The sequence below is a fragment of the Methanonatronarchaeum thermophilum genome, from assembly GCF_002153915.1.
Lineage (GTDB): Archaea > Halobacteriota > Methanonatronarchaeia > Methanonatronarchaeales > Methanonatronarchaeaceae > Methanonatronarchaeum > Methanonatronarchaeum thermophilum.
This window is the reverse complement of the sequence record NZ_MRZU01000002.1, coordinates 71,080-90,000: the sequence shown is the minus strand read 5'-3', so window position 1 is coordinate 90,000 and position 18,921 is coordinate 71,080. Positions and strand designations below refer to the sequence as shown.

The window sequence follows — 18,921 nt, the reverse complement described above, 5'->3', positions numbered from 1 at the left end:
AAAAAGATTGGTGCAATCTATGTGGGTTCTGAAAGCCATCCCTACGCGGTTAAGCCAACAGCAACAATAGTTGCCGAAGCAGTTGACGCTACACCACACCTAACAGCTGCTGATTATGAGTTTGCATGTAAGGCTGGGACAGCAGCAATTCAAAACTGTCTTGGTTTAGTACGGTCAGGTATGGCCGAATATGGTTTAGCTATAGGGTCTGACGTATCACAGGGAGCACCGAGCGACCAACTTGAATATACAGCTGGAGCTGGTGGCGGGGCATACCTAATAGGTAAAGAAAACCTGATTGCTAAAATAAACAAAACATCATCATATACCACCGATACACCAGATTTCTGGCGGCGTGAAGGACAGCGATATCCAAGCCATGGAGGAAGGTTCACAGGAGAGCCTGGATATTTCGAACACGTAACAGGTGCAACCGAAAAACTACTTGAAAAAACCGGTAACCAACCAGATGACTACGATTACGCTGTATTCCATCAACCAAACGGTAAATTCCCTGTTAGAGTTGCAAAAAGACTTGGTTTTAACAAGAAACAATATTCTCCAGCACTTGTTGTTAACGAAATAGGTAACACATATTCAGGGTCGACATTAATCGGATTGGCCATGGTTTTAGATCAAGCAGAACCTGGAGACCGAATATTAACAACATCATATGGTTCTGGAGCCGGAGCCGATTCATTCGACATAACTGTGACAGAGAACATAACCGATGTTCAACAAAAAGGACCTAAAGTAAATGATTTCCTAAAAGAAGGAATCTACCTATCGTATGGAGAATATGCAAAACATAAAGGAAAGGTGAAATAATGAGAGACGTAGCTATAGTTGGTGTTGGATGTACAGAGTTTGGTGAGATGTGGGATTCATCATTCAGAAGCTTGTTCATCGAGGCCGGAGTTCAAGCATTAAGCGACGCAGACATAAAAGGAAAACATATCGACGAGATATACATAGGGAATATGAGTGCAGGTCGTTTCATAGCGCAAGAACACGTTGCAGCTTTAATATCCGATTATTCAGGGATGTCTGAACTACACGTACCTGCCACAAGGGTTGAGGCAGCATGTGCATCTGGAGGACTAGCACTCCGACAGGGATACATGGCCGTTGCATCCGGAATAAGCGACACAGTCGTTGTCGGTGGTGTTGAAAAAATGACAGACGTAGTCAGCAACCAATCAATAGAGATACTAGCAGCAGCTTCCGACAGAGAATGGGAAGCTTTCTATGGCGCAACATTCCCCGGATTATACGCAATGATTGCAAACAGACATATCCATGAATACGGCACAAAAAGAGAACAAATAGCCCAAGTAGCAGTAAAAAACCATTACAACGCAACCATGAACCCAAAAGCCCAGTTCCAGAGAGCCATATCAATTGAAAAAGTTCTAAACGCAACAAAAGTAGCAGACCCCTTAACCCTTTTCGACAGCTCCCCAATAACCGATGGCGCCGCAGCACTAGTTTTAGTACCAGCAGAAAAAGCCCATCAATACACCGACACACCAGTATACATAAAAGGCTCTGGACAAGCAAGCGACACAATCTCCCTACATGACCGAAGAGACATATGCACAATAGAAGCAACAGTAGAAGCAGCAAAAACCGCATACAAAATGGCTGGAATACAACCAAGTGATGTAGATGTAGCAGAAGTCCACGACTGCTTCACAATCGCAGAGATCCTGGCAACAGAAGACCTCGGTTTCTGCGAAAAAGGAGAAGGCGGCAAACTGATAGAAGAAGGGAAAACAGAGTTAGACGGCGACATACCAATAAACCCAAGTGGAGGGCTAAAAGCCTGTGGACATCCAGTAGGAGCAACTGGAATCAAACAAGCCGTTGAAATAACAACACAACTATTAGGAGAAGCTGGAGACAGACAAGTTGACTGCGAAACCGGGTTATGCCACAACGTAGGTGGTTCAGGAGGAACAGCAACAGTCCACATACTCTCAAGGGAGGCCTAAAAATGACCGTACCAAGATTCTGGAGAAAAATAAAAAACCGATACAACATCGAAGGAACAAAATGCAAGAAATGTGAAAACACATACTTCCCACCAAGAAACCTATGTCCAACATGCCGGCGAGACAGCGACATAACCGACTACAAATTCGATGGAAAAGGAAAACTAATAACATACACAGTTATAAGGACCGCGGGAGACTCCCACCAACAAGAAACACCCTACATAATAGGTATAATCGAGCTAGAAGAAGGCACAAGCTTTACATCCCAAATAGTCAACTGTGAAATCGACCAAATCGAGATAGGAATGGAGTTAGAGCCAGTGTTCAGGAAAATAAGCCAAGAAAGCGAAGAAGGCCTTATATACTATGGAACAAAATACCAGCCAGTAGACCAAAAAACCTCAAATTAATACTTTAAAATTCATATAAAAACAAAAAAAGGAGAATATAATTATGGATTCAAGACTACCCGGATTTTATAAACTACCGTTAAAAGAAAGACTTGAGAAAATAACAGAACTATGTGACCTAACAGAAGAACAAAAAAAGACACTGGGCAATACAGGAGCACTCGAAGAAGAGATAGCAGACAGATTGATAGAGAACGTAGTTGGAACACTTGAAACCCCTTTAGGAATAGCAACCAACTTCAAAATAAACGATAAAGACTACCTAATACCAATGGCAACAGAAGAAACATCAGTGATAGCAGCAGCAAGCAATGGAGCCAAAATATCCAGAAAAGGCGGTGGAATAAAAACAGAAAGCACAGAACCCCTAATGATAGGACAGATACAACTCCTAGGAATCAACGACCCCCACAACAAAAAAATCGACATACTAAGAAAAAAAGAAGAAATATTCAAACTAGCAAACAAACAAGACCGCACACTAGTAAAATTCGGAGGAGGAGCAAGAGACATCGAAGTAAGAATAATCGACACACCAAGAGGCCAAAACCTCGTAGTACACCTAATAGTTGACTGTAGAGACGCAATGGGAGCAAACGCCGTAAACAGCATGGCAGAAGCAGTAGCAATATACCTAGAAGAAATAACCGGAGGAGAAAGCTGCCTAAGAATAATAACCAACCTAGCAGACAAAAGACTAAGCCGAGCAAAAGCAGTATTCCCAAAAGAAGAAATAGGCGAAAAAACCGTAGAATCCATAATAGACGCATACACACTAGCAGCACACGACCCCTACAGAGCATCAACACACAACAAAGGAATAATGAACGGCATAACAGCAGTAACACTAGCAACAGGAAACGACACAAGAGCAATAGAATCAGGCGCACACACATACGCATCAATAGGTGGATACACACCACTAACAACATACGAAAAAAACGAAAACGGAGACCTAGTAGGAACAATAGAACTACCAACCGCAGTAGGAACAGTAGGCGGATCAACATCAGTACACCCAACCGCAAAACTATGCACAGAAATCATAGGAGCAGAAACAGCAAACGAACTCGGAGAAATACTAGCAGCCGTCGGACTAATACAAAACTTCTCCGCACTAAAAGCACTCTCAACAGAAGGAATACAAAGAGGACACATGTCACTACACGCCAAAAACATAGCAATGATGGCTGGAGCAAGAGGCAAAGAAATCGACAAAGTAGGGAAAAAACTCGCAAAATCAGGAGAAATAACCTCAGACAACGCCAAAAAAATACTAAAAGAAATAAGAAACTAAACCAACAACCCCTAGGGCCACAACCCCTAGGGCCTCTAAAAAAACCAAAATGAAGTAAAACGAATATCGCTCTATTAACAAAAAACCAATAACCTAATATAAATAAGTTAAAAAGTGGTTAGAAGCTATCAAACGTTGTCTGATGTCTTAATTCATTGACTGCTTTTTCAAGCCTATCTAGGCCTTTAACTACTCGGTCCTCAGAAAAATCTCTTTCCTCACAAAGGAATTCAACCACTCCATCCCACTCTATATCGCTAGGGTTTATGTCATATTCATCGGTAACCTCGGGCTCTATAAATATCTCTCTAATCTCACTGTAGTTCTCTATCTCAATATCCTTTACTTCAAGAACCTTCCGGCCACTACTGTGTTCCTTAATTAATTTTAAAGCCGTTTTAGGGCCAATACCTTTGATTCCATCGTTGAAGTCTGTTCCAACAAGTATAGCTAAATCAACCAGTTGTTCTCTATTTAAATCGAGTTTGTTTAAAAGTTCTTCTAAAACAATTTTTTCAGGTTTAATTTCCTTGTACCTATCCTTTCCAGGAATTTTTCTCCTACCGGTAATCGTTAGATTTCTTATCAATATTGGTGTACCGAACAACAGCGAGTCATAATCTTGTGATGATGACGCCCAACAATCACCGTTTTCCACTATATACGCAGCTTGAGCTTCAGCTTCAGAGGGGGCTTGAACACATGGGATCCCCATCAACCGAAGTAGTTCTTTGGATTCAGCCACCATGTCTCGATTTAATTTAGATGAACGCATAGCCTGGCTATACGCCTCCTCTGTATCGCCTCTAGCTTTAGCTTTCTTCCATTTCTCCTTAGAGTTTTCACGGATTTTACGGCGTTCGTCAAGGGTTTTAGATTTAAGTTGAGGTGGCTTCCCATCAAAAACATAAACCGGTTCAATACCTTCCTCGAACAGATTTATCATCCGATAAAAAACACCTGAAACGTGAGAGGTGACTCTACCACCACTATCCTTTAATGGAGTTCCATCTGGCTGTCTTATTATGCTTAGAAATTGATATAGTGTGTTGTTGGCATCAATCGCAACGGTACGATTCTGCATATCACTGAAACTTACAGACTCCCTACTTACAATATCTCCAATATCAGATCCCATAATCAACCTAATATTTAGTTTAGACAAAGAAAAAAACAAACCCAAAAACAGGTTACACAAACGAACTAAAAATAAAGTTATTTTACCCCAAAAAAAACTCTACATAAAAAACAGGTTTTTGGTTACAGTTTTAGATATTTTAGTATTTTTTTCGATGTTTTTTTGTTTTGGAATAATTTATGGAATTCTTTTTTGGTTTTGGGTTGTTTGACATATATTTTTCCAGCCCTTTTTTTCCCAACACCTGGAATCTGTGTTAACTGTTTGTATGTGGCTTTTTTTAGGTATATGGGGTGTTCGATTCCTGTTAGGCTCCTATACCCATGGTCTGTTATAGCGATATCTCTGTACACGTCTATTTCGGTTGGATATTCAATTTTTATTAGTATGGGGTATGTTGCTATCTGCCGAGCTAGTGTATGGCCGTTTTCATTTAACTCAAGGTATACATCTTTGAGTATGGTTCCTTCTGGTATCATGTCTTTAAGTATCGGTCCGTCTATCTCTTTTCGAACTTTCTGTTTAAATTTCTTGAATTCGTCCTGGTGTTCGAGTACAAAATCAGTTGTATGTGATTTAACTTGCCGAATGTTTATCCGGCGGAGCCATAATCCTCTGTCACGTATTTTTTTTAGGTAGTCTATGTTTTTTTGGTAGGTTTCTGGTGTTTCGTTTTTTAATCCACTTAAGAAGTTGAGGCCTGGCAGTAGTTTTGGTAAACCGTTTTCACCTCTTTTTCTACCTATTTTGTTGACCTGTTTTATGGCTTTCATCGTTTCTTCAGGACCTGTATTAAGGTTGTTTGTTTCTCGGACTGTTGGGTCTGTTGTTTCTAAACCGAAAGCTAAAACGTTTCCAGGGGTTGTGTATTCTACGAGAATTTTCAGTATTCTATTTGATTTTTCTTGATGTTCATAGATGACTTGGGGATTAGCGTTGTCAAGGTGTAGTACTTTTATTTCGGGACATTTCTCCCAAATCTTCTTAAATAACTTCTTGATTTCTTTTGGTTTTGGTTCAGGTGTCTCTATTTCCCCTATTCCTTTGGCTTTGTAGCTGAAAATACATGATTGGCCACCTAACCTGTAGTGTCGTATCCCTTTTTTGTATAGTTTTGATATTTCTTTGGCTATGTTTTTTTGTTCTCGAAAAACTGGTTTTCCATAGCTTGGTTCGGAGCAAAAAGAACATCCGCCGGTGATGTATCTTGAACATCCTCTGTATGTACTTATCTCTGCTAGTAATGGGTCTGGGTGCATTGGATGTTGTTCAACCACTTCTGTTCCTAACGTTAGGTGTTTTTCTCTTTCATTGGGGGTTAGTTCTCTATCTTTGCAGTGGTTACCGTTCCAGTAGTCTTTTAGGTATGCTGAGATGTCTTTAGTGATTTTGTGGTCATATCCAGTGATATCGTTGTATCTTGCAAGCGGTCCACCGATGAAGGTTTCGTAATCACCCTTGCCTAATAACTTGGCTTCAAATGGTTTAAGAGGTGTTCCACCTAGGTATTTTCCAGGTACTGTGACACCGCCGTGTACAATCAAATATCTAGGGTTTCCTATGGATTCTGGTTTTTTTCTGTAGGTGTCGGCGGTTATGTATCTGTATGTTAGGTTTTGTTCTATGCAGGCTCCTGCTATCAATCTTGGTTCAGGAGAGATGTATGGTGGTACGCCTAATAGACCTGGTTCGTCTACATAACCATCGAGTATTACAGCATCTACTTCTGTATCCATTTTGGTTCCATCTTTATTTGGGTTAGTTCTATGTATGCATTTTTGTGTTGGGCTTATTGTTGATGTCTGGTTTTAATTTAAGTGAACAGCCTCGGGGTCGAGCCCGAGGCACTCTCCCTCGTTATCTGTATAATTTAGGGTAAAATACTTAACCTTTAAAAGTTGATTGATTATTTACAACGATAATTGAAATAGGTGTTTTAAGTTGGTTAATAAAAAACATATAATCACAGTTTTAGCAATACTATTAATCGCAGTCTCCGCAGCAGGCTGCATGGACGCAATCGAAAGAGAAGGCGAATACATAACATACACAGACCAAATGGATAGAGAAGTTGAAGTTGTAGAGGACGTTGAAACAATAATCTCAATAGCGCCTGCAAACACAGAGATATTGTATGAACTAGGTCTGGGAGATAAAGTAATCGGAGTAACCAATTTTTGTGACTATCCGCCAGAAGTTGAAGACGTGGACTCAATAGGGGATTATCAGAATCCAAGTGTCGAAACCATAATCGATAAAGACCCAGACGTAGTGTTCGCATCAGGAGATTTTAAAGAACCGGTTGAACAACTAGAGGACAAAGGAATATCAGTAATCGTTATAACCCCAGATAGCTATGAAGAACTACTAGACTCTATAACACTCATCAGTGAAGTAGCTGGTGTAGACGACGCTGGAGAAGAACTAGCAAACGAGATAGAGGAACAAATCGATCAATCACAAGATAAGATAGCTGAATTTGAAGAAAGAGATGCATTATACGCCATTTGGATCGATGACCCAATGTTTGTAGCTGGACAGGAAACCTACCAAGACGACTTACTCAAACTAGCAGGAGCCAACAACATTCTAGAACAAACAGGACACTTCGAGATAAGTTATGAAGTATTAGTAGACATCAATCCAGAAGTAATACTAGTAAGTGGACACGCAACAGAGGAAGATAGACCACCTACCGAAGTAATAATGGATGATGAAAAACTACAGAGTCTTGATGCAGTTCAAAATGAAGAAGTCTATGAAGTACTTGAAGATGAAACATCAAGACCAAGTCCACGAGTTGTAGACGGCGTTAATTCAATTATGAACGCTTTATATGACATCGAACTCGAGTAAATAAAAAATAGCTCTAACATCACCCTATTTTGGGGTGATAATATTTTTTATATTTTTAAGATTAAGTTTTGTAACTGAAGCTCGAAGTGATCTAAACAAAAATTTATACCTAACGGTTTAGTTGTCCAATAAAGTTTTTTCATTGTTACAGCCGTTGGTAAAGAGTTTATATACAAATTATTTTCATTAGGAGTGTAGTTTGAAGAATGTACAAGACCAAGTTGGTTAGCAAGAGAAAAGGTAAGATTGCGTTATTGTTTCTGTTAATCTTAACCACAGTTATTATGGTTGTTTCTATTGGTATCGGTCCTGTTAATATTCCTGTTGACGTTATACTTAGCATTCTTCTTGAAGAGGTTCCATACCTCAATAGTTTATTCGATGCAGAATTCACTAGGGGTCAAGAAACAATTGTTAAGCAAATGAGGTTGCCTAGAGTTATTTTAGGTGGTCTTGTTGGAGCTGCTCTTGGTACTGCTGGTGCTTTGATGCAAGGTCTCTTTAAAAACCCACTTGCTGATCCGTATATTGTGGGTTTGTCTAGTGGTGCGGGGCTTGGAGCAGCTATAGCTATTATGTTTGGGATAACGATATTTGGTGGTTTTACGGTACCTATACTTGCGTTTATTTCTGGAATTATAACCATTTTCGCTGTGTATTTTGTTGCTAAAAAAGGGCATAAGGTTCCTGTTGACACTTTGTTGTTGGCGGGTGTTGCTTTCGCTTTCTTTTTATCTGCATTAACTTCATTCATAATGTACTTTAGCGATGAACAGGTTTTTAGAATAATGTATTTCACTCTTGGTGGTTTAGCTGGGGCTGAATGGAGTTACGTTTTTATTACTTTACCTTTGGTTGGTGTTGGTGTTTTTGGGTCACTGCCTTTGGCGAAATATATCGATGCTATAATGCTTGGTGAAGAAGAGGCTATGTATATGGGTGTTAGGGTTGAGTTTGTTAAGAAAATCATTTTGGTTTTGGCTTCACTTGTAACTGCAGCTTCTGTTGCTTTTGCCGGTATTATCGGTTTCGTTGGCTTGATCCCACCACATATAATTAGAATTTTGCTTGGACCTCGTCATAAAATTTTAATTCCTGCCTCGGCTTTATTAGGAGCTTTGTTCCTAGTTATTTCTGATACGTTGGCTAGGGTTGTTATGGCTCCTACTGAACTTCCAGTTGGTATAGTTACGGCTTTGTTTGGTGCACCATTCTTTATTTATCTGCTTTGGAAACGTAAGGAGGGGTATTGATGATATCTGTTGAGAACTTGTTTTTTAGTTATGATGAGGGTGTAGATACGCTTAAAGATATAGGTTTTTCTGTTGGTAGTAGGGAGTTTTTTGGTATTATTGGGCCTAATGGATCTGGTAAAACGACTCTTTTAAAATGTATTTCTGGGGTTTTAGAGCCGTATAAGGGTAAGATTTTGATAAATGGTAGGGATGTTTCCAATTTATCTAGAAGTGATGTTGCGAAGGAGGTTGCTGTTGTTCCTCAACAGGTTCGTATTGGATTTGATTTCTCTGTTGAGGAGGTGGTTCAGATGGGTAGGATAGCACATCAATCGTTCTTTAGTTCAGATTACAAGGATGGTTCAGATGTTGTGGATTCTGCATTGGAGATGACTGGTGCCAGGGATTTGAAGGATAGAAATGCTAGTAGTTTGAGTGGTGGTGAGCTCCAGAGGGTTATTATTTCTAGGGCGATTGCACAGGATACGGATACTATATTGCTGGATGAACCTACTTCTCATTTGGATATAAATCATCAAATTGAAGTTGTTTCTTTGGCTAAAGAGCTTAGTCGGGAGAAGTGTATTGTTGGGATATTTCATGATCTTAACATTGCTGCGCAGTTTTGTGACAGAATTTTGCTTTTAAATGATGGTGAGGTTGAATGTATTGGAGAGCCACGTGATGTTTTGACGCCTCGTAATATTAAGGATACATATGGTATTGATGTTGTTGTTAAAGAGCATCCGTTGACGGGTTCTATTTATGTTACTCCTTTCTCTGAATCTAAGAATTTAGGTAGTTTTGAAAATGGTGATACTAAGGTACATGTTATCTGTGGTGGAGGTAGTGGCAACAAACTGCTTTATAGGTTAAAGCAGGAGGGATATATGCTTTCTACTGGTGTTTTAAATAATCTTGATTCTGATAAGGAGGTGGCTGATTCGATTGATATACCGATTGTTAGTGAGGCGCCTTTCTCTGATATAACTGATGATACTTTTGAGAAGAACTTGGAGTTTATCGGTTTGGCGGATATTGTTGTTATATCTGAGCTTTCAATAGGTAAGGGTAATCTTAAAAACCTGTTGGCTGCTGAGAGTGCGCTTGAAGAAGGGAAAACTGTTATTGCTATTAATTCAATTCCTGTTGAAAAAAGGGATTACACAGATGGTGAGGGAGTTGAAGTGTATAACAGGTTGAGAGATAAGGGATTGGTTGAGGTTGAAGATTTGGATGAACTGTTTAGATTTATTGATTCAATAGAAACTACGGTTACGGAAAAATGCTAAAAATTTCTTAAAAATTTCTTGATAGTCAAGTTTTCTCTAATTTAAGGTAGTTTGGTTTTTTTCTGTAGGTTTTAGTGGTGTTTCTTGGGTTTGATTTATTTTTAGGTTGTTGGTTTTTTAGACACTTACTTAAGGGTTGAATATATATTTGTATTTATGAGTGTTGATGAAGCTAAGGGGTTTGTTATTGGTAATGCTAATGCTCGTCAGGTTATAAGTGTGCTTAAGAAGGATGGTGCAGCTACTGCTGAGTTGATTATAAAGAAAAAACGGTTGATTGAAAAGCCGGCGTTGGATGTTCTTGATGAACTTGTGGATAAAGGTGTTATTGAGAAAGATGGTAAGGAGTATGTGTTGACGGATATTGGTAATAAAGTTGCTGAAGAAGTTCATGACCTTGAAATGGATTAAAATATTGGATTAAAATTCCGTTAAGTTGAAGTTGGTTTTTATTTTTTATTTATTTTTTATTTTGGTTTGTTTGGAGCGTTTTGTTTTTTTAGATGTTGAGTTAGGTTTTATTGGTGGTTTTTTATGAATGTGGTTTCTCTTGCGCCTAATGTATCGGTTTGTTTGGTTGATTTAGAGGTTGATGATCTTGTTGTCGGTTGTAGTGAGTTCGATCTTGATGGTAGTTTAGATGTTGGTAGGTTTTTGGAGCCTGATTATGATTTGATTGTTGATTTGGATCCTGATGTTGTTTTTACGAGTGATCGGCTTCAACTTGATATAGTTGAGGAGGTTGAGGGTTTGGGGTTGGAGGTTTGTCATTTTGAGTTGAGACGTTTTTCAGATCTTTATGATATGGTGGAGGAGTTAGGTTGTTTGTTAGGTGTGGAAGGTAGGGCTATATCTTTGGTTGATGATATTTCAGGTAGGGTTGGTCGAGTTAGGGATTGGGTTTCTGATTTAGGTTGTCCGGTGGTTTATTGTGAGGAGTGGGAGGATCCTGCTGTTGCTTCAGGGAATTGGGTTCCTGATATTGTTGATATTGCTGGTGGTGAATATCCGTTTGTTGAGCCGGGTGACCGTGCTAAGGTTGTTGGTTTGGAGGAGTTTGTTAGTTTTGATGTTGATTTCTTTTTTTCGCATGTTTGTGGTGTTGGTTTGCGGGAGAGTTTTAGTTGTTCTAGAGAGGATTGGGGGTATGAGGGTTATGTCTATTTTTTAAATCCTGATTTGATGAATCAACTCAGTACTAGATCTATTTTTGGTATTGAGTGTATGGCTGAAATTATGCATGGATATAGTTTTCAAGAAGGTTGTAATTTTAACAAGGTTTGGTTTGAAGAAGCTGTTTGTAGAAATTCTCCTTCTATGTAAGCTTATATCTTATTTTGGTTGTTTTTTGGACTTGATTGTTGAGTTGGGGGACTTATGCTGTAGAGATTGTAGTGGTTTTTTTGTTTTTATGTGGTTTTGGGGGGAAAGGTTTATCTACAATCGATACACATATCTGTGTGTCGTAGGTTGATTAAGTTCAATATAGTACAGAAGTGTGTAATTATGTTTGTTGATTCAGAATATAAAAATAAAAAAACAGAAAAAAACAACAAAAAACCAAAACTAACACCAGTAGTCATCAAAAAACCAATCCCAAAAAACAAACCAAGAGACATATACCAAAAACTCAACAACGGACCAGGATTCTTACTCGAATCAAGAGAAGGAAAAGAAAAACTATCCAGATTCTCATTCATAGGTATAGAACCAATAATCAAAATAAAAATAACAAACAAAGACACCAAAATAGAAGGAAAACAAGAATACCTATCAGCAATCAAAATAAACGAACAAAAAACCGCTATAGACAAAATACATAAACTAACACAATGCTTCAACTACATCGAATCAGAAATACCAAGATTCGACGGAGGAGCATTAGGCTACTTCACATACGACATAACCGAAGAACTACATAAAACGCTAAAAACACCAAAACAAAAAACCCTCGCAGAGTTCATGGTCTGCAAAAAATACCTAATATTCGACCACAAAAAAGACACCCTCTACATAGCAGAAATAACACTCGAAAACGAAAACAAAACAAAAACAAAACAAAAACTAAAAAAACTCCACAAAAACATCAAAAACTACAAACCAAACACCACAGAACTCCAAAAAACACCAATACAATACAAATCCAACACAACACGCCAAGAATACATAAACGCCGTCAAAAAAACCAAAAAACACATCAAAAATGGAGAAATCTTCCAAGCCGTTATCTCAAGAAGACTAGACATAAAATACCAAGGAAACCCATTCAACATCTACATCGCACTCGACAAAATAAACCCCAGCCCATACATGTACTACCTCGACTACGGAGACCACCAAGTAATCGGAAGCAGTCCAGAAATGCTCGTTAGAGTACAAAAAAACAAACTAATGACCGTACCAATAGCAGGAACAAGAAAAAGAGGAAAAACAAAACAAAAAGACCAAAAACTAGCCAAAGAACTACTAAACGACGAAAAAGAGATGGCTGAACACATAATGCTAGTAGACCTAGCCAGAAACGACATAGGCCAAGTATCAAAATTCGGTACAGTAAAAGTAAACGAGTTCGCCGAAATAGAAAAATTCTCCCACGTACAACACATAACCTCCAAAGTTGAAGGAGAACTAAAAGACAACCTTAATTCTTCAGACGTACTAAAATCCTGTTTTCCAGCCGGAACAGTCTCAGGAGCACCCAAACTCAGGGCAATGCAAATAATCCAACAACTAGAACCTGAAAAAAGAGGTGTATACTCCGGTGCAGTAGGATACATCGGTTTCAACGGAAACATGGATTTCGCAATAGCAATCCGAACAATACTAACAAAAAACAATACAGCAAGCCTCCAGTTAGGAGCAGGAATAGTCAACGACTCCAAACCAGCCAGAGAATGGGAAGAAACAAAAGAAAAAGGACAAGCAGGGCTTGAAGCAATCAAAATGGCCGGTGAAAAACAATGAACGTACTAATAGTTGACTGCTACGACAGCTTCACATACAACCTCTACCAAATGGTCGGACAGCTAAACGAAAACCCAATTGTAACCAAAAACGACGAAAACATAAACAATCTACCAAAAAAAATAGACCGAATAATCTTATCACCAGGACCAGGAGCACCAGAAAACGCTGGAAACTGCAGTAAGATAATAGACCACTATGAAGTTCCAGTACTAGGAGTATGCCTTGGACACCAAGTTATAGCACACAAATACGGTGGAGCCATAAGCAAAACAAAACCAGTTCACGGAAAAACCAGCGAGATAAAACATGACGGCTCCAAACTATTCAAAAAAATACCCAAAAATTTCAAAGCAACAAGATACCACTCATTAAAAGTAGAACAACCCCTACCAAAAGAGATATCCGTTAACGCAAGATCCATCGATGAAAACATTGTAATGTCCATTTCTCACAAAACAAAACCAATATTCGGTGTACAATTCCATCCTGAAAGCATAGCATCCAACCATGGAAACCAGATTTTAAAAAACTTTTTATATGGAGTGTGACCCAGTTTGATGGATATTGCAATCAAAAAAGCAGTTTCAGGCCAACACCTCAACCAAGATGAAGCAGAAGCCGCTATTGGAGATATAATGACCGGTAACGCAAGCGACCCCAAAATAGCTTCATTCTTAACAGCTATGCACATGAAAGGAGAAACAACAGAAGAAATAACTGCATTTGCCAGAAAAATACGAAGTTTCGCAACAACACTTGAAAAAACACCACAAAAACCATTGATAGACACATGTGGAACCGGTGGAGACGGAGCAAACACATTCAACATAAGCACTGCTTCAGCAATAGTTACAGCCGGAACTAGAATAAACGTAGTAAAACACGGAAACAGAAGCGTAAGCAGTAGATGTGGCTCAGCAGACGTACTCGAAGAACTAGGAATACCACTATCACTAACAAAAACACAATCAGAAAACATTCTAAATAAAATAGGAATGGTCTTCCTCTACGCCCCTGAATTCCACAGCGCAATGAAACACGCAATGACCGCAAGGAAAGAAGTCGGATTCAAAACATTCTTCAACATAATAGGACCGCTCACAAACCCTGCAAAAGCCGATAGACAACTACTCGGAGTTTTCTCACCAAAATTAACAACCAAAATAGCAGAAGTACTACAAAACCTAGAGATAGAGCGAGCACTAGTAGTCCACGGCAACGGTCTAGACGAAATAACAGTAACAGGAACCACCCTGATCTCAGAACTTAAAAACAACAAGATAGAAACATACAAAATAACACCAAAAGAAATCGGACTAAAAAAACACCCACACGAAACAATCAAAGGTGGAAACACAAAAACAAACGCAAAAATACTTAAAAAAATATTAAAAGGACAAAAAAACGGTAAACGCGACATAGTACTCGCCAACGCAGGAGCAGCTATATACCTATCCGATAAAGCAAACTCAATACAAGAAGGAGTGGAAATAGCTAAAAACACCATAGACAGTGGAGCAGCAATGAAAAAACTAAACGAACTAAGAGAGGCAAGCCAAAATGCCTAGCGTGCTCAAAAAAATCGAAGAAACAGTAAAAAAAGACCTCGAAAAAAACCGACAAACAATAGAAAACCATAGAAAACCAACAACCAAAACAAAAAGCCTAAAAAAAGCAATAAAAACCAGATCAAGAAAAAAAACATCCATAATAGCAGAACTAAAATATTCATCCCCCTCAAAAGGCCAGATAAAAAAACCAACCACCAATGAAACCAAAAACACAATAAAAAAACTAGAGAACGCACAAGCACTATCAATACTAACAGAACCACACTACTTCAACGGAAAAAAAGAATACATAAAAATCGCCAGAAAAAACTACAACGGCCCCATACTACGTAAAGACTTCATAATAGACCCAATACAAATCAAAGAAACAAGACAGTTAGGTGCAGACGCAGTACTACTAATAACCTCACTACTGGACACAGAACTACCCAAATACCTCAAAAAATGCAGACAAAACCAACTAGAAGCCTTAGTAGAAGTAAGAACACCCAGAGAACTAGATATAGCATTAAAATCAAACGCAGACATAATAGGAATAAACAACAGAAACCTAAACAACCTAAAAATCGATCTAAACACCACCATCAAACTCTCCAAAAAAATACCCACAACAAAAACAACAATCTCTGAAAGCGGAATCCAAAACAAAAACGACATAAAAAAACTAAAACCATACTGCGATGGATTTCTCATCGGAACCGAACTAATGAACTCCAAAAACCCAGAAAAACGGTTGGAGGACCTCCTTTGCGCCTAAAAATATGCGGAATAACCCAACCCAAAGACGCATTAAAAGCCGAAGAAATCGGGTACGACGCAATAGGAGTCATAGTAAAAACAAAATCACCAAGAAACATCAGCCTCAACAAAGCAAAACAAATATTCAAAACACTAGGACCATACATAACAAAAGTCTGTGTAACAACCACAACAAAACAACAAGAAATCCAAGAAATCCTCAAAATAAAACCAGACGCCATACAACTCTACACAGACCCAGCAAACCACAACATACCAAACACAAAGATAATACAAGCAATAAAAGAAAACAAAATACAAGAAACAACACCATCAACCAAAACAAACGCCTTACTAATCGACAGCAGCAAAGGCAGAGGAATAAAAATCGATACAACAAACCTAGAACCAAAAATAAACAGAATAAACCACCCCATAATCATTTCAGGCGGCCTAAACCCCACCAACATCGACCAAATAAAACACCTAAACATATACGGAGTCGATGTATCCTCAGGACTTGAAGAAAAACCTGGAATCAAAAATCACATTAAAATGAAAAAATTCCACAACAAAATGAGGTGCAAAATTGACTGAAAGAGATTTTAAAGAGTTTGGAGGAAAATTCGTTCCAGAACCAATAATCCCAGCTCTACAAGAACTAGAAGAAGAATACAAAAAACTAAAAAACGACAGTGAATTCAAAAAATCACTAAACAAAAAACTAAAACAGTTCGCAGGACGCCCAACACCCCTAACATACTCAGAAGGCCTTTCAAAAGAAATAGGATGCAAAATATACCTAAAACGCGAAGACCTACTACACGGCGGAGCACACAAAATAAACAACACACTCGGACAAGCCTTACTAGCAAAATACATGGGTAAAAAAAGAATAATCGCAGAAACCGGTGCAGGCCAACACGGAGTCGCAACATCAATCGCCGGAGCCAAACTCGGATTAAAAACCGAAGTATTCATGGGAGAAAAAGACGTCAAAAGACAGGAACTAAACGTATTCAGAATGCGTTTACTAGGAGCAGAAGTCAACCCAGTAACAACCGGCCAAAAAAAACTAAAAGACGCCGTTAACGAAGCCCTAAGAGACTGGGTATCAAGTCTAGACAGCACACACTACCTAATCGGATCAGTAGTAGGGCCATCACCATTCCCAGAAATAGTCAGAGATTTCCAAAGCGTCATAGGCAGAGAAACAAAAAAACAAATATTAGAAGCCGAAAACAAACTACCAGACAAAATCATCGCCTGCGTAGGCGGAGGAAGCAACGCAATAGGAATATTCCATGAATTCAGAGAAGACCCAGTAGAACTCATAGGAGTCGAAGCAGAAGGCGCTTCATCACTAAAAAAAGGAAGCAAAGGAGTACTACAAGGCTCAATGTCCTACCTACTACAAGACAACGACGGCCAAGTAGGCAACACAGACAGCATAGCAGCAGGACTAGACTACCCCGGAATAGGTCCAGAACACAGCATGCTCAAAAAAACAGGTAGAGCAGAATACACAACAGCAAACAACGAAGAAGCACTCAAAGCATTCAAACAACTATCCAAAAAAGAAGGAATAATCCCAGCACTAGAATCCTCACACGCAGTAGCCCACCTAAACAAAATCAAAAACCAAGTAGACAAAGACGACATAATCATAATAAACCTATCCGGAAGAGGAGACAAAGACGTACAAAAAATATCGGAGGAAAAATAAATGAACAAAAAAACAAACCTCACAGACAAAATAAACAGAAACAAACAAACCGCATTCATGCCATTCATAGTAGCAGGCGACCCCGACATAAAAACAACAATAAAAATAGCCAACGACATAATCGAAGGCGGAGCCGACATACTTGAAATCGGAATACCATACAGCGATCCAGCAGCAGACGGCCCAACAATACAAAAAGGATACAAAAGAGCACTTGAAAACGGATTCAAAGTCAAAGACACATTCAAAATAATAAAAGAAATACGCAAAAAATCAGACATACCAATCGTACTAATGACATACTACAACATAATCTACCAATACGGAATACCAGACTTCTACAAAAAACTAAAACAAACAGAAGTCAACGGAGTAATCATACCAGACATGCCCCCAGAAGAATCAAAATCAATAACAAAAGCAGCAAAACAAAACAAAATAAACCAAATATACCTAGTATCAGAAAACACAAACCAAAAAAGAATACAACTAATCTCAGAAAAAACAACCGGATTCCTCTACGCAGTATCAAGACTAGGAGTCACCGGAACACGAAACGAACTCCCAGAAACAGCAATACAATTCATCAAAAAACTAAAAAAACAAACCAACCACCCAATAGCAATCGGATTCGGAATATCAAAACCAAGCCACGTAAAAAGCGCAGCAAAAGCCGGAGCAGACGGAGTAATAACAGGCAGCGCAATAGTCGAAAAAATAGAACAAAACAAAACCAACGAAATAAAACAATACATAAAAACAATGAAAAAAGCAAGTTTAATAGAAATCAAACAAAACTAAAACACAAATGGTAAACATAAAACTATTCGCAAACTATAGAGAAACCGTCGGAAAAGACCAAATACAAATAGAAATAAAAAACAAAACAACACTCAACGAAATACTCAACAAACTACAAACAAAACACCCAGAACTCAAAAAACAAATATCCAACCAACAACAACTAAAAAAAGAAGTAAACATACTAATAAACGAAAAAACAATCAACAACAACCAAATAAACGAAAAAACAATCAACAACAACGACACAATCGCCCTACTACCACCAGTATCCGGCGGATAAAAAACCTTTTTTTAATACTTTTTTTAATAAAAACAAAAAATAAAAATCAAAAAATCAAGACTTCAACTCCCCCGCAATCTCCCGAGCAACCTCTGTCTTACCCTTATTCTTATCAACAACAACCCTACCTTCCTCCAACCACCAAAAACTAGGATAAGCCTTACCGTCCTCAACAACAGGATTCAAACCAAGTTTCTCAGCAGCCTCCTTCATCCCCGACAACTTAGGACTAGAAACAGCATCATCCAACGAAACAATCCGACCCTCACCACGACTCCTCTCAACATCAATATTAGAAGGCCACAAAACCATACGATCCCTATCTTCATCCACCATACAAACAACATACAACCCAAAACAACATTATCTTTACCCAAACCAAAAACAAACAAAACAAAAACCACGTTTGAAACAACTGGAGTAAATAAAAACCTAAAAAAAAGATAATATTTCTTATCCCTATCCAAGAAGCCTATTTATATCAAAATAAACCAACCATTATTTAGGTTTAAACAATCTACCTTTTAGGTATTTTAGTACTGGCTATTTAATATTTAATAGTTTTTGAATAATTGTTTTTCGTTTTTTACTAAAATAAAAAGGTAGTGTA

At 38.5% G+C, this 18,921-nt stretch carries 20 protein-coding genes (1 of these 20 only partly in view); 17 read left to right on the top strand and 3 right to left on the bottom strand.

Annotated features, from left to right (window positions below):
- The 4 genes in view from AMET1_RS00505 to AMET1_RS00490 are tightly spaced (at most 37 nt apart) and all read left to right on the top strand, a layout consistent with a single transcriptional unit that may run on beyond the window.
- Positions 1-828, top strand: the 3' portion of a protein-coding gene (locus tag AMET1_RS00505; protein ID WP_086636532.1) for a hydroxymethylglutaryl-CoA synthase. The gene continues 210 nt to the left of window position 1, outside the view; only the last 828 of its 1,038 coding nucleotides appear in the window; its start codon lies beyond the left edge, outside the window; its stop codon occupies positions 826-828.
- Positions 828-1,994 (top strand): thiolase domain-containing protein, encoded by a 1,167-nt coding sequence (locus AMET1_RS00500; protein WP_086636531.1) that lies wholly within the window; start codon positions 828-830, stop codon positions 1,992-1,994. The genes AMET1_RS00505 and AMET1_RS00500 overlap by 1 nt, the downstream gene beginning before the upstream one ends.
- A 2-nt stretch (positions 1,995-1,996) precedes the next feature.
- Positions 1,997-2,407: a Zn-ribbon domain-containing OB-fold protein gene (locus AMET1_RS00495; RefSeq protein WP_086636530.1), complete on the top strand. Its 411-nt coding sequence runs from the start codon at positions 1,997-1,999 to the stop codon at positions 2,405-2,407.
- Between the two features lie 37 nt (positions 2,408-2,444).
- Positions 2,445-3,704, top strand: a complete 1,260-nt coding sequence (locus tag AMET1_RS00490; RefSeq protein WP_330848013.1) for a hydroxymethylglutaryl-CoA reductase, degradative — start codon at positions 2,445-2,447, stop codon at positions 3,702-3,704.
- A gap of 118 nt (positions 3,705-3,822) precedes the next feature.
- On the opposite strand, the gene fen is transcribed toward AMET1_RS00490, so the two are convergent.
- Positions 3,823-4,842 (bottom strand): flap endonuclease-1, encoded by a 1,020-nt coding sequence (gene fen / locus AMET1_RS00485; RefSeq protein WP_086636528.1) that lies wholly within the window; start codon positions 4,840-4,842, stop codon positions 3,823-3,825.
- A gap of 122 nt (positions 4,843-4,964) precedes the next feature.
- Entirely contained in the window at positions 4,965-6,578 is a 1,614-nt protein-coding gene (locus AMET1_RS00480; RefSeq protein WP_086636527.1) for a radical SAM protein, read from the bottom strand.
- A 205-nt stretch (positions 6,579-6,783) separates the two neighbouring features.
- On the opposite strand from AMET1_RS00480, the gene AMET1_RS00475 reads away from it, so the two are divergent.
- From AMET1_RS00475 to AMET1_RS00415, 13 genes are all read left to right on the top strand, one after another.
- The gene (locus AMET1_RS00475; protein ID WP_086636526.1) at positions 6,784-7,698 is read left to right on the top strand and encodes an ABC transporter substrate-binding protein; all 915 of its coding nucleotides are present in this window, start codon (positions 6,784-6,786) and stop codon (positions 7,696-7,698) included.
- A gap of 206 nt (positions 7,699-7,904) precedes the next feature.
- Positions 7,905-8,951 carry a FecCD family ABC transporter permease gene (locus AMET1_RS00470; protein ID WP_086636525.1) on the top strand — a complete coding sequence of 349 codons (1,047 nt, stop codon included), beginning with the start codon at positions 7,905-7,907 and terminating at the stop codon, positions 8,949-8,951.
- Positions 8,951-10,225, top strand: a complete 1,275-nt coding sequence (locus AMET1_RS00465) for an ABC transporter ATP-binding protein (protein WP_086636524.1) — start codon at positions 8,951-8,953, stop codon at positions 10,223-10,225. The genes AMET1_RS00470 and AMET1_RS00465 overlap by 1 nt, the downstream gene beginning before the upstream one ends.
- A gap of 219 nt (positions 10,226-10,444) precedes the next feature.
- Positions 10,445-10,636: a winged helix-turn-helix domain-containing protein gene (locus tag AMET1_RS00460; RefSeq protein ID WP_161490687.1), complete on the top strand. Its 192-nt coding sequence runs from the start codon at positions 10,445-10,447 to the stop codon at positions 10,634-10,636.
- Positions 10,637-10,759: 123 nt separating this feature from the next.
- Positions 10,760-11,548: an ABC transporter substrate-binding protein gene (locus AMET1_RS00455; protein WP_086636522.1), complete on the top strand. Its 789-nt coding sequence runs from the start codon at positions 10,760-10,762 to the stop codon at positions 11,546-11,548.
- Between the two features lie 183 nt (positions 11,549-11,731).
- Positions 11,732-13,189, top strand: a complete 1,458-nt coding sequence (gene trpE, locus AMET1_RS00450; protein WP_086636521.1) for an anthranilate synthase component I — start codon at positions 11,732-11,734, stop codon at positions 13,187-13,189.
- The gene (locus AMET1_RS00445) at positions 13,186-13,740 is read left to right on the top strand and encodes an anthranilate synthase component II (protein WP_086636520.1); all 555 of its coding nucleotides are present in this window, start codon (positions 13,186-13,188) and stop codon (positions 13,738-13,740) included. The genes trpE and AMET1_RS00445 overlap by 4 nt, the downstream gene beginning before the upstream one ends.
- 9 nt (positions 13,741-13,749) lie before the next feature.
- A complete protein-coding gene (trpD, locus tag AMET1_RS00440; RefSeq protein WP_201721216.1) occupies positions 13,750-14,760 on the top strand; it encodes an anthranilate phosphoribosyltransferase in 1,011 nt (336 codons plus the stop codon).
- The gene (locus AMET1_RS00435; protein WP_086636518.1) at positions 14,753-15,520 is read left to right on the top strand and encodes an indole-3-glycerol phosphate synthase TrpC; all 768 of its coding nucleotides are present in this window, start codon (positions 14,753-14,755) and stop codon (positions 15,518-15,520) included. Before trpD ends, AMET1_RS00435 begins: the two co-directional genes overlap by 8 nt.
- Positions 15,511-16,098 carry a phosphoribosylanthranilate isomerase gene (locus tag AMET1_RS00430; RefSeq protein ID WP_161490686.1) on the top strand — a complete coding sequence of 196 codons (588 nt, stop codon included), beginning with the start codon at positions 15,511-15,513 and terminating at the stop codon, positions 16,096-16,098. Before AMET1_RS00435 ends, AMET1_RS00430 begins: the two co-directional genes overlap by 10 nt.
- The gene (gene trpB, locus AMET1_RS00425; RefSeq protein WP_086636516.1) at positions 16,091-17,227 is read left to right on the top strand and encodes a tryptophan synthase subunit beta; all 1,137 of its coding nucleotides are present in this window, start codon (positions 16,091-16,093) and stop codon (positions 17,225-17,227) included. Before AMET1_RS00430 ends, trpB begins: the two co-directional genes overlap by 8 nt.
- The gene (trpA, locus tag AMET1_RS00420) at positions 17,228-18,028 is read left to right on the top strand and encodes a tryptophan synthase subunit alpha (RefSeq protein WP_086636515.1); all 801 of its coding nucleotides are present in this window, start codon (positions 17,228-17,230) and stop codon (positions 18,026-18,028) included. It begins immediately after the preceding gene.
- 7 nt (positions 18,029-18,035) lie between these two features.
- Positions 18,036-18,311, top strand: coding sequence for a ubiquitin-like small modifier protein 1 (locus AMET1_RS00415; RefSeq protein ID WP_086636514.1), 276 nt, complete (start codon positions 18,036-18,038; stop codon positions 18,309-18,311).
- 54 nt (positions 18,312-18,365) lie between these two features.
- On the opposite strand, the gene AMET1_RS00410 is transcribed toward AMET1_RS00415, so the two are convergent.
- The gene (locus AMET1_RS00410) at positions 18,366-18,647 is read right to left on the bottom strand and encodes a signal recognition particle protein Srp19 (RefSeq protein WP_086636513.1); all 282 of its coding nucleotides are present in this window, start codon (positions 18,645-18,647) and stop codon (positions 18,366-18,368) included.
- Positions 18,648-18,921 lie beyond the last annotated feature (274 nt).